This window comes from Stenotrophomonas sp. SMYL8 (assembly GCF_036320065.1).
GTDB classification, from domain to species: domain Bacteria; phylum Pseudomonadota; class Gammaproteobacteria; order Xanthomonadales; family Xanthomonadaceae; genus Stenotrophomonas; species Stenotrophomonas maltophilia_A.
The window spans coordinates 24,024-35,221 of record NZ_JAWIRR010000017.1; the positions used below are offsets into that span (position 1 = coordinate 24,024).

Annotated in this window: 8 protein-coding genes; 3 read left to right on the forward strand and 5 right to left on the reverse strand. The window is 67.5% G+C overall.

Translation table 11 applies throughout. From position 1 onward, the window contains the following. Positions 1–103: 103 nt before the first annotated feature. Positions 104–2,863 carry an EAL domain-containing protein gene (locus V3B25_RS14050; RefSeq protein WP_329810863.1) on the reverse strand — a complete coding sequence of 920 codons (2,760 nt, stop codon included), beginning with the start codon at positions 2,861–2,863 and terminating at the stop codon, positions 104–106. Positions 2,864–2,994: 131 nt separating this feature from the next. Here V3B25_RS14050 and V3B25_RS14055 point away from each other — a divergent pair, with 131 nt between their 5' ends. Both V3B25_RS14055 and V3B25_RS14060 read left to right on the forward strand, forming a co-directional pair. Next, entirely contained in the window at positions 2,995–5,097 is a 2,103-nt protein-coding gene (locus V3B25_RS14055) for a PAS domain S-box protein (RefSeq protein WP_329810864.1), read from the forward strand. A gap of 4 nt (positions 5,098–5,101) precedes the next feature. Beyond that, positions 5,102–6,874 (forward strand): EAL domain-containing protein, encoded by a 1,773-nt coding sequence (locus tag V3B25_RS14060; RefSeq protein WP_032127372.1) that lies wholly within the window; start codon positions 5,102–5,104, stop codon positions 6,872–6,874. Between the two features lie 411 nt (positions 6,875–7,285). Here the strand turns inward: V3B25_RS14060 and V3B25_RS14065 are convergent, their stop codons facing one another. From V3B25_RS14065 to flgA, 4 genes are all read right to left on the reverse strand, one after another. Continuing rightward, positions 7,286–8,506, reverse strand: coding sequence for an ATP-binding protein (locus tag V3B25_RS14065; protein WP_019337422.1), 1,221 nt, complete (start codon positions 8,504–8,506; stop codon positions 7,286–7,288). A 91-nt stretch (positions 8,507–8,597) separates the two neighbouring features. Continuing rightward, positions 8,598–8,936 carry a flagella protein gene (locus V3B25_RS14070; protein WP_049399388.1) on the reverse strand — a complete coding sequence of 113 codons (339 nt, stop codon included), beginning with the start codon at positions 8,934–8,936 and terminating at the stop codon, positions 8,598–8,600. Then, positions 8,933–9,238, reverse strand: coding sequence for a flagellar biosynthesis anti-sigma factor FlgM (gene flgM / locus V3B25_RS14075; protein WP_049421929.1), 306 nt, complete (start codon positions 9,236–9,238; stop codon positions 8,933–8,935). The genes V3B25_RS14070 and flgM overlap by 4 nt, the downstream gene beginning before the upstream one ends. Positions 9,239–9,313: 75 nt before the next feature. Then, entirely contained in the window at positions 9,314–9,970 is a 657-nt protein-coding gene (flgA, locus tag V3B25_RS14080; RefSeq protein ID WP_329810865.1) for a flagellar basal body P-ring formation chaperone FlgA, read from the reverse strand. A 192-nt stretch (positions 9,971–10,162) separates the two neighbouring features. Between flgA and V3B25_RS14085 the strand changes: the two genes are divergently transcribed. Next, positions 10,163–11,107, forward strand: coding sequence for a chemotaxis protein (locus V3B25_RS14085; protein WP_049421926.1), 945 nt, complete (start codon positions 10,163–10,165; stop codon positions 11,105–11,107). Positions 11,108–11,198 lie beyond the last annotated feature (91 nt).

Genomic DNA, 11,198 nt, shown 5'->3' on the forward strand with positions numbered 1-11,198 from the left:
TGGATGATCGCGAGCACCGGCATTCGTGTCGACCAAGGTCGACACCTACCAGAGCGGTGCGTCGGCGTGCGGCGATCCCTCCGGGCATGGCCCGGCGCTACCCTCAGCGTGCCAGCACGACCTCGCTGGCAGCGTCGGTGCGCCCGGGCGCGGCGTGCTGCTGGCGCAGCCACTGCGCCAGGTCGCGCGGGCTGAGCGGGCGCGAGTACAGGTAGCCCTGGATCTCGTCGCAGCCCTGGCGACGCAGCATGTCTTCTTCCTGGTGCGTTTCCACGCCCTCGGCCACCACTTTCATGCCCAGCGCGTGGCCCAGGTGCACGATGGCCTGGGTCACTTCGGCCGTGCCAGAGTCATGCAGCATGCCCTGCACGAAACTGCGGTCGATCTTCAGGCGGCCCACCGGGAAGCGGTTGAGATAATTGAGGTTCGAGAAGCCGGTACCGAAGTCATCCACCGCCAGCGGCACGCCGTGCCGTTCCAGCACGTCGAAGCAGTGACGCAGGATGTCGGTGTCACGGATCAACGCCGACTCGGTCAGCTCGAGCTCCAGCCGCTGCGGCGGCCAGCCGTGGGCATGGCAGATCTCGATCACCCGCTCGGCAAAGCCACGGTCACGCAACTGCACCGCCGACACATTGACCGCGATGCGGTCGAAACACAGCCCGGCCCGGTCCCAGGCAATGGCCTGGCGGCAGGCTTCGTTCAGCACCCAGTCGCCGATGCGCACGATCTCGCCGCACTTCTCGGCAATCGGTATGAACTCGGCCGGGCTGCAGTAGCCGATGCCGGGCCGGTGCCAGCGCAGCAGGGCTTCGATCGCTGGCGGCTCGCCCTGGTGGGCGTGCAGCAACGGCTGGTAGGCCAGGCTGAATTCTTCGCGCTCGATCGCCCCGTGCAGGGCGTGCTCCAGTTCCAGCCTGCGCTGGATGCGGGCCAGCGCGTCCTGGCTGTAGTACTGGTAGGTGTTGCGCCCCGCTTCCTTGGCCGCGTACATCGCGGCGTCGGCGGCGCGCAGCAGTGAATCGAAGTCGGTCTGGGCATCACCCAGCATCGCGATACCGACACTGGCGCCGACCTTCAAGGTGGTCTCGCCACGGCGCAGCGGCTCGGCCAGCGAGGCGATCAGCTTGCGGGCGACATGCCCCGCGTCTTCCGGCTCGGCCAGGTCACGCAGCACCACGATGAACTCGTCACCGCTGAAGCGGCCGAACAGGTCGTTGTTGCGCAGGTTCTGGTGCAGCCGCGTGGCGGCGGCCTTCAGCAGCGCATCGCCGGTGGCATGGCCGAAGCTGTCGTTGATGGTCTTGAAGCCGTCCAGGTCGATGAACAGCATCGCCAGCGAGGTGCCACGGTCGCGCGCCTCCTCGATCGCCTCTGCGGTCTGCTCGCCGAGCAGCACGCGGTTGGGCAGGCCGGTCAGCAGGTCGTAGTGGGCCAGCAGCTCGATGCGCTCGTTGGCCTCGCGCTCGCGGGTGATGTCACGGAACAGGACCACGAACCGAGGTGGCAGGCCGTCACGGCGATCCAGCTCGATCAGTACCTGCACCCACACGCGCAGGCCGGACTGGCGGTAGAAGCACAGGTCCAGCTGTTCGGGCAGCCCGCCGCCGGCAATCCGGACCAACGCGGCGTCGAAGGCATTGCGCGAATCCTCGGTGTACAGCGCCAGTGCCTGGTCGAGGGTGATCGGCTCCTTGCGCAGGCCGTGGATGCGGTAGCACTCCTCGGTCCACTGCATGTGCCGGGTCTGCACTTCGATCTCGCAGCCGCCGATGCGGCCCAGCGCGGAAACACGGTTGAGCAGTTCTGTACGCCAGCGGATCAGTGCATCGGTCTGGTGCTGCTCGGTGATGTTCTGCACCTGGCCGAGCAGGCGCTTGGGCTGGCCATCCATGTCCAGTAGCGGCTGCATCCATAGCCGCAGATGCTGCGACGGTTCGTTGCCCCGGGTCAGTTCCAGCTCGATGTTGGCGGCCCGGCCGTCGCGCCACAAGCGCCGCCATGCTGCGCGTAGCGCACCACGCGAGCGCGGATGCAGCTGCTTCAGCCAGCGCCGCTGGCCGGGTACGGCCCCCTGCTCCAACGCCAGCAGCGAACGCAGCTCCGGCGACCACCAGAAATGACCGCTGTTGGGGTCGAACGACCAGCTGCCCATGCTGGCGATGCGCTGGGCCTCGCTCAGGTGCAGCTGCTGTTCCTGAAGCAGCCCTTCCAGCTGCTTCTGTTGTTCGATATCGGTATGCGTGCCGACCATGCGCAGCGGCTGGCCATCGGCGGTGCGCGCGACCACGCGCCCGCGGTCCAGTACCCAACGCCACTGGCCATCGGCCTGGCGGAAACGGAACTGTGCGCTGTACTGCTCGCTCAAGCCACGCAGATGCTCATCCAGTGCAGCCCGCACCTGTGCGATGTCCTCGCTGTGCACGCGGGCCAGAATCTCGGTAGCGGTTTCATCGCCCAGTGCCGGGGTGCGCACCACACGGTCGCTGGGAATGTCCCAGTCCCAGAGGCTGTGCCCGGCGCTGTCCAGCGCCAGCTCCCAGCGCCCACCGCCGCTGAGCGGCACCGGCTCGGGAATGCTCAGCGTGAAGGCCAGCAGGTTGCCGGCGCCATCATGCACCGCGCGCAGGTGGCCGTCGTAGTGGCCATGCGGGCCACCCGGCAGCGTGCAGGCCACGATGCCGCCATCGGCGGCCATCAGGCGCAGATCTTCCAGCATCGGCGCATACGCAGCCACGGTCGCCGGCAGGCCGTGCTCGCGCGCAGCCGGATTGGCCGCCAGCGGTCGGCCCGTGCGGTCGACGATGACCAGCGCCGACGCAAGCGGGTGCTGCAGCAGGCTGGCGATGATCCCTTGGTCCACGCGATCTTGCTCCGGATGACACGCCCGTCAGCGGGGCACGCAGTGGTTAACGGCGCCTGCGGCGGATAATTGAGTGGTCTGGGCGCACCTGCGCGGTAAGATGGCCGGCGCCCCTTTCTTCCGCCCTGTCCATGCCCGCAGAACCGACCGGCAACGCCCCAGTTCCCGACCCGCGGATGGCGCAGGCGCTGAGCCGCGACCGGCGCCGGGTGGTGCTGAGCTACCTGGCGATGGCGCTGGCCTGGATGATCTCCACCGACAGTGCAGTGCAGGCACTGGTGCCCGACCCGCAGCAGGCGGCCTTGTGGCAGGGCCTGAAGGGCTCGTTCTTCGCCCTTGCCAGCGCCGGCCTGCTGTATCTGCTGCTGCGCCCGCTGGCCGAGCATGTGCTGCACACCCATGCACGCCAGCAGGCCTCCGAGCTGCGCCTGCGGCAGATGTTCGAAGGCAACCCCGGCCCGATCCTGGTCTACGACCTGGACACACTGGCGATCCTCGATGCCAATCCGGCGGCCTGTACGGCCTTCGGCTGGGACCGTGACGAACTGCTGGAGCAGACCATCGATTCGCTGTGGCCGCCAGGCCAGGACCAGGCACTGCAGACCAAGCTGGAGGCGATCCGCGAGGCACCGGAGGAACTGTGCATCCTGCGTACCCAGCTGCAGCTGCGCGACGGCTCCCTGCGTCAGATGGAACTTCGCTCCAACGCCATCAGCTATGACGGCCACAACGCCCGCCTGCTGATTGCCATCGACCGCACCGCCGAAGACCTGGCCCAGCTGCGCCGTGACCAGGCGCTGGCGCGGGTCGAAGAAGCCCACGAGCTGGCACGCATCGGCGCCTGGGAGCTGGACCCCTCCACGGGACTTGGCCGCTATTCGAACCAGGTCTATCGCCTGCTCGGTCGCCGCCCGCCCGAGGCGCGGCGCTGGCATCGCTTCGACGAACTGCTGGTGCCGGCCGACCCGGCCACCGCCACCCAGACCGAACAGCTGCTGGCCGAGCTCTGCTCCGGCGAGCCGGTCCAGGTGGACGTGCTGTTGCCGTTGCTGTCGATGGATGGGCGCGCCTTGATGGTGCATCTGCGTGCGGCCAGCGGCATCGACGAGGCCGGCCGCAACCGCGTGCTGGGCACCCTGCAGGACGTGACCGAGCGCGAGCAGTCGCGACGCCTGCTGCGCGAGCGCGAGGAACAGTTCCGCGAGCTGGTACGGGTACTGCCCGACGGCGTGGTCATCCTCTCCGACGAACACGTGCTGTACGCCAACGCCTGGGCCGCCAGCCTGTTCGGCTATGGCAGCCACACCCTGCTGGGCGAACCCCTGTCAGCACTGGTGGACAGCGCCGATCTGGCCCGCGTGCGCAGCCAATTGCGTGCAGGCCAACCACACCTGGGGCCCGGTCACAGCAGCGTGGTGGCGATGCAGCGCGCGGATGGCCGCAGCTTCCATGCCGGCCTGGCGGTGGGCGAAGTGCGTTATGGCGGACGCGACTGCAAGCTGCTGATCGTGCGCGACCTGAGCGATTCCGAGCGCACCCGCAGTGCACTGGAAACCAGCAACCGTGAACTGCAGGCGATGGCCGGCCGCCTGTTCTCGCTGCAGGAGGATGAGCGCCGCGCGATCTCGCGCGACCTGCACGACGACATCGGCCAGGCGATCACCGCAATCAAGCTGTCCGCCCATGCTGCGCAGGACGAGCATGATCCACAGCGCCGCGCCGAGGATCTGGCGCAGATCGTCAGCCTGGCCGACACCACCGTGGCCAAGCTGCGCGACATCTCCACGCTGCTGCGCCCGCCGCAGCTGGATGCCCTGGGCCTGGAGGCCGCACTGAGCTGGCAGGCACGGGTGCTGTTCCGTTCCTCGCCGGTGGAACTGCTGGCCGAGATCGAACCGCTGCCACAACGTCCTGACAACAGCATCGAGCAGGCCTGCTTCCGCATCGCGCAGGAGAGCCTGACCAATGCCCTGCGCCATGCCCGCGCCAGCCAGGTCCTGCTGCAGCTGCGCGATGTCGGCCAGCGCGGCCTGCACCTGCAGATCCGTGATGATGGCGAGGGCTTCGACCCGGACGGTCCGCGCGGGCTGGGCCTGATCGTGATGCGTGAGCGTGCGCAGAGCGTCGGTGGCCATGTGCGGATCGAATCCGCACATGGCGAAGGCACCCTGATCGACGTACACCTCCCCTACCAGGCGGCCAGCATGGCCGCTGTTGAGTCACCGGAATACTGAGCCTATGTGGAATCCCAACCAGCCCCCGGTCAGCATCGATGATGCGCCTGACCGCCTTGGCGCCGGCAACCCCGAGCTGCAGGCGATGGTCGCCGAGGCGGCCTCGGGCGGCACCGCACTGATGTTGATGCACGTGGACATCGACCACTTCGCCTCGGTCAACGAAAACATGAGCGCCGAGGTGGGTGACCAGGCCCTGGTGCTGGTGGCGCAGCGGTTGCAGTCCTACCTGCGTGGTCGCGGCAAGCTGTGGCGCCACGGCAGCGATGAGTTCCTGATCGCAGTGCCACGCACCGCCGACGTGCCATTGCCGGAGGACTTCGCAGAGGAGATCCGGCAGCAGATGGAGCTGCCGCTGTCGGTGCTGCCGTACACCTTGTTCATGACCGGCAAGCTGGGCGTCAGCCTGTGCCCGGACCATGCCAGCAGCACCTCGCGCCTGCTCGATCACGCCGAAGATGCGCTGTACCAGGCGGCCCGCGAAGGCGGCAACGCGGTGCGCATCCACGCCGTGGATACGCCACCGAGCGCGCACAGCGAAAGCATCATCGCCCGCCAGATCGTGGACGCCATTCCCAACGGCGAACTGAAACTGCGTTACCAGCCGCTGGTCAGCGCCCGCGATGGCCACGTGGTCGGCATGGAAGCGCTGCTGCGCTGGCAGTCACCGACGCTGGGCATGCTGGTGCCGGAGCGCTTCATGCGCACCGCCGAGCGGCTGGGCATCATCGTGCAGATCGGCACCTGGGTGCTGGAAGGCGCACTGAAGCAGGCCCGCCTGTGGCGCGACCAGGGCTTCGACGACTTCACAATCGCGGTGAATGTCTCCACCCTGCAGCTGCTGCGGCCCAACTTCTTCGCTGAAGTCATGGGCCTGATCCAGGCCGCGGGCGTGCCGGCACAGATGCTGACGCTGGAGATCAACGAAAGCGCGCTGACCAACAACGTCAACTTCGTGCACGAGACGCTGGCCAATCTGCGCAACGAAGGCATCAGCCTGAGCCTGGACAATTTCGGCACCGGTGATTCCAGCCTGAGTGCACTGGTCCGCTACCCGGTGGACAAGCTCAAGATCGACCGCAGCTTCATCAAGAGCGCGCCGGCCGGCAACCGTGAGGCGGCCATTGCCCGCGCGATCATCGCCATGGGCCACCAGCTGGGCATGACCGTGATCGCCAACGGCGTGGAATCGCAGGCCCAGCTGGGCTTCCTGCGCCGCAATGACTGCGATGTGTTCCAGGGCTACCTGTTCGGCGAACCGATGTCGGCCGATGCCGCCGGCATGACCCTGCGCCGCCGCTACCTGCGTCCGGAAGCCTTTGCCGAGACCCGTCCGGACCGCACGCTGCTGCTGCTGGACGACGAAGAAAACGTACTGCGCTCGCTGGTGCGCCTGTTCCGTCGCGACGGCTACCGCATCCTGGCCGCCGGCAACGTGCGCGATGCATTCGACCTGCTGGCAATCAATGACGTGCAGGTGATCCTGTCCGACCAGCGCATGAGCGACATGAGCGGCACCGAGTTCCTGGGCCGGGTGAAGATGCTGTACCCGGACACGATCCGCCTGGTGCTGTCCGGTTACACCGATCTGAACACCGTGACCGACGCGATCAACCGCGGTGCGATCTATCGCTTCCTGACCAAGCCGTGGAACGACGATGAGCTGCGCAAGCACATCCACCAGGCGTTCCGCACCTACGAGGAGCAGCGCCGCAGCAACGCCGGTCCGGCGCCGGTGGAAAGCGGAGATGGCGGCGAGGATCGCCCATTGCGGTAACGATCCCCTCTGGTAGCGCCGGCCGCTGGCCGGCTGCTCTGGATGTCGGGTTCAATGAGGTTGCCGGCCAGCGACCGGCACTACCCGAAGCGCGGACCCGGTCGGGGACAAGCCCTGGTAGAGCCGGCCGCTGGCCGGCTGCTCTCGATGCCCGGTTCAATGAGGTTGCCGGCCAGCGGCCGGCACTACCCGAAGCGCGAACCCAGGTCGGGGACAAGCCCTGTAAGAGCCGGCCGCTGGCCGGCTGCTCTGGACGTCGGGTTCAATGAGGTTGCCGGCCAGCGGCCGGCACTACCCGAAGCGCGAACCCCGGTCGGGGACAAGCCCTGGTAGAGCCGGCCGCTGGCCGGCTGCTCTCGATGCCTGGCTCAAAGGGGTTGCCGGCCAGCGGCCGGGCACTACCAGATGCGGTCAGCGCGGCTGCTTCACCGGCAGCACCACGCGGAAGCGCGAGCCCACGCCCGGGGTACTGTCCAGGTCGATGCGGCCGTGGTGCTTGTTGATGATGCTGTAGGAGATCGACAGGCCCAGGCCGGTACCGCTGCCCACCGGCTTGGTGGTGAAGAACGGATCGAAGATGCGCTGGCGCAGTTCCGGCGAGATGCCGCCGCCGGTGTCTTCAAACTCGACCCACACGTGATCGCCATCGACGCCGGTGCGCACGGTGATCGTGCCGCGCTCGGCGATGGCGTGGCCGGCGTTGAGCAGCAGGTTCATGTAGACCTGGTTCAATTCCGACGGCAGGCACTCCACCAACGGCAACTGGCCGAACTCCCGCACCAGGGTGACCTTGTACTTCAGCTCGTTCCAGATGATGTTGATGGTCGATTCCAGGCCCGCGTGCAGGTCGACCAGCTTCCACGACTCGTCGCGGCCGGAATACGAGAAGTCCTTCAGATCACGCACGATGCGCGTCACCCGCTCGATGCCTTCGCGCGACTCGGCCATCAGCTGCGGCAGGTCGCGGCTGATGAAATCGATGTCCAGGCGGTCACGGATATCGTCAATTTCCGGAATCAGCGCCTTCGGGTCCGGCGCCCGCAATGCGCGCTCGTAGGCTTCGATCACGGTGAACAGGCTGCGCAGGTACTCCTGCAGGCTGCCCAGGTTGGAGTGCACGTAGCCGATCGGGTTGTTGATCTCGTGCGCGACGCCTGCGGCGAGCTGGCCGATCGAGGCCATCTTCTCCGACTGCAGCAGTTTTTCCTGGGTACCGTTGAGGCGCAGGTAGGCCTGCCGCAGCTCTGCATGGCGCTGCTGCAGTTCGCGTTCGTAGTCTTCCTGGCCTTCGATATGGCGGAACAACGCCAGGAAGTGCCCCTGGCCGACCGGGCCGTGGTGATACAGATGGGCGATGACCACGCCCTCGCCCAGCGGCAGGCTGCCGTTCCAGTGACCATGCTGGCGCGCCTGCTCCAATGCATCAGGCGGCAGCAGTTCACGCAGGCGCTGCGGCGGTGGCAGGCCGCCGCCCTCACCGCTGGCCAGCAGGTTCTGCGCGGCTGGGTTGGCCAGGGCCACCTGCCCGTCTTCGGTGAACAGCAGCAGCCCTTCGCGCAGGCGCTCAAGCAGCGCCTGCAGCACCGGCTGCGGCGGAAGGGGGGCGGTAACCAGGGCGTTGGCAGCGGACACGGCGACTCGGGGCATTCGAACAGGCGCCCAATATACGCGGTCGTGCGGCGGGCTTCAGCCCGCGGGGGTGGGATGTGCGACCGCCGTCGCGTCAGGCGATGGCGAGTGGGCGCCGCGCAGTGACCGTATGCGACTGGCCCTTGGCATCATAGGAGGAGGAGGCCTCGGTACGCCCGAGCTGGCGCAGCGCCCAATCGACCTCGCGGCGCCGGCGCGACAGCAGCACGCCATTGGCTCGGTTGCGTTCGGCCAGTTCCTGGAGGTGATCCCCCTCACCAAGCGGCGGCGTGCCTTCCAGTGCACGCAGCGCCTCCAGCTTGGCACCGGTCGCCCGGATCAGCGCGTGTACGTCATGATCGACCAGCGCCTGACGTTCAACGTCAAGCGCCTGGGCCAGCCGCTGCAGTTGTTCGCTCATCGGCGCGGTCATCCGTGCAGCTGCTGATCCAGCTCAAGCATGCGCGATGCGATCGCGTCCGGATTGATCTTGTAGGTGCCGTTCTGCAGCGACTCGCGCACTGCGGCCACACGCTGGGCGTCAATTGCCGGGGCGGTGGTCAGCTCACGCTCGATGGCCTGCAGATTGGTGGCCTCGCCGGTCAGGCGCAGGCTGTCGGCCGCTTCGACCGGGCGCGTCGCCGCATCGGTGCTGACGCCGGGCTTGTTGGCCGGGGTCGTCACGCTGCGCAGTGCCTGGGGGACCTGCAGGTTGCCGTCGATTTTCTGGCTCATGGGGTGTCCTGGAGTTGCCGTTCACAAGGGATAACGGCCGCAGGGCCGTGATCTTTAGGGATATTTTGCGGTAAATCAACGCGCCACGATTACGTCACCGGCGGCATCGACCGTTCCCTGCACAATCCGCCGCGAGGACAGGTTCTCCACCGAGACCCGTTCGTTTTCACCGGCATCGCCCATCGCACGGCCTGCAATACGGACCTCGACCGAGCCGCGACGCGAAACCAGGGCCACATTGTCTCCTCGCTTGATGAGACGCTGCACCACCAGATCGTCGTTCGACAGCAGGGCTCCGGCCTGCAACGGACGGCGGGCGATGCGGCCGATCGCTGCATTCGGATCGGCCAGCACCGCACCAGCAATCCGGGCGGCGTCACGCTGGGCAGTGGTGATATCGGCGGCGGTGAGGGTTTCTCCAGTACCGATTCCGCGGTTGAGCACCAGCACGGTCTGGTTGCGCCGCACCTTTACTGGTACGAACAGGCGCCACCCGCCGGCATCGGGGCAGCTGACTTCAACCGTGGTGTTGGCGGTGGGCTGCACCTGCAGCGCGCCACCACACCTGGGCAAGCGCAGCGCATCGGCCACCTGGGCCTCGCCCTCGCTGCCTGCCGGCAGCGTCGACAACGCGGCGGTGCGGATACTGGCCACCGGCTGCCAGTCGGCGGCAACCGCCCACGGCGAGGCCAGGGCCAGCGCGATGGCGAAGAGCGATGTGACCCGGCGCATGGCGCCTCCTGTCGATGGGATCTGGCCCTGGTGCCTGCAAGGGGTGTGCCAGAGGGGCTTGTGTAGAGTCGAGCTTGCTCGACTACTTTCATGACCAGTCGAGCAAGCTCGACTCTACAGAGGCAGGGTCGAGCATGGCTCGGCTCTACAAAAGCGCTCAAGTTCGGCGCCCACCCCGCCGATACAGCAGCCATGTCCCATGACCTGCTCAACCGGATCGACCAGCGGACCCGACTGGCCGGCCACAATCGCCTGGCGCTGCTGCTGTTCCGCCTCGGCGGACGTCAGCTTTTTGGCGTCAATGTCTTCAAGGTGCAGGAAGTCCTGCGCCGCCCGGAGCTGTTCCAGGTGCCCGGACTGCCCAGCCAGTTCGCCGGCGTGGCCGACGTCCGTGGCCGCTCGGTGCCGGTGCTGGACCTGGGCCTGGCCATCGGCCACCCCGAGCGTGAGCCCGATGCGGACACCTCGCCCGGCTACCTGGTCGTCACCGAATTCAACCGTTCGATCCAGGGTTTCCTGGTCAGCGGCGTGGAGCGCATCGTCAACATCGCGGTGGAAGACATCCACCCGCCACCGGAACTGGGCGCCGAATCGAGCTATCTGACGGCGGTGACCCGCTTCCAGGGCGAGTTGATCCAGGTGATCGACGTTGAAAGCGTGCTGGCCGATATCGCCCAGGTACGCGGTGAAGCAGTACTCGACCCGGCGATGGCAATGCCCGCCGACGGCCCGCAACTGCAGGTACTGGTGGTGGACGACTCTCGTGTAGCCCGCCAGCAGATCCGCAGCGTGCTGGACCAGCTCGGGGTGGGCGCCACCCTGCTTTCCGACGGCAAGCAGGCGCTGGACCACCTGCTGCAGATCCAGGCCTCGGGCGAGAACCCCGCCGAGCGCTACGCCATGGTCATCTCGGACATCGAAATGCCGGCCATGGACGGCTATACGCTGACGACGGAAATCCGGCGCCATCCGGGCCTGTCCGGCCTTTACGTCCTGCTGCATACCTCGCTGTCGGGCGTATTCAACAATGCGATGGTCGAGCGCGTCGGCGCCAACGCCTTCGTCGCCAAGTACTCGCCGCACGAACTGGCCGACTTCGTGCTGGACCGCCTGCGCAAGGTCGCGATGGCGGCCTGAGGCCTCTGATCCGGTAGTGGCGGGCGCGGGGCGGCCCCCCCCCCCCCCCCCCGCGGCCGGCGCCGCGGCCGGCCCACCCCACACACAGGTG

Excerpts from the sequence above, each read along its gene's own strand:
- flgM (WP_049421929.1), bottom strand. The coding sequence starts at position 9,238 with ATGAGCCAGAAAATCGACGGCAACCTGCAGGTCCCCCAGGCACTGCGC.
- V3B25_RS14085 (WP_049421926.1), top strand. The coding sequence starts at position 10,163 with ATGTCCCATGACCTGCTCAACCGGATCGACCAGCGGACCCGACTGGCC.
- V3B25_RS14070 (WP_049399388.1), bottom strand. The coding sequence starts at position 8,936 with ATGACCGCGCCGATGAGCGAACAACTGCAGCGGCTGGCCCAGGCGCTT.
- V3B25_RS14055 (WP_329810864.1), top strand. The coding sequence starts at position 2,995 with ATGCCCGCAGAACCGACCGGCAACGCCCCAGTTCCCGACCCGCGGATG.
- V3B25_RS14060 (WP_032127372.1), top strand. The coding sequence starts at position 5,102 with ATGTGGAATCCCAACCAGCCCCCGGTCAGCATCGATGATGCGCCTGAC.
- flgA (WP_329810865.1), bottom strand. The coding sequence starts at position 9,970 with ATGCGCCGGGTCACATCGCTCTTCGCCATCGCGCTGGCCCTGGCCTCG.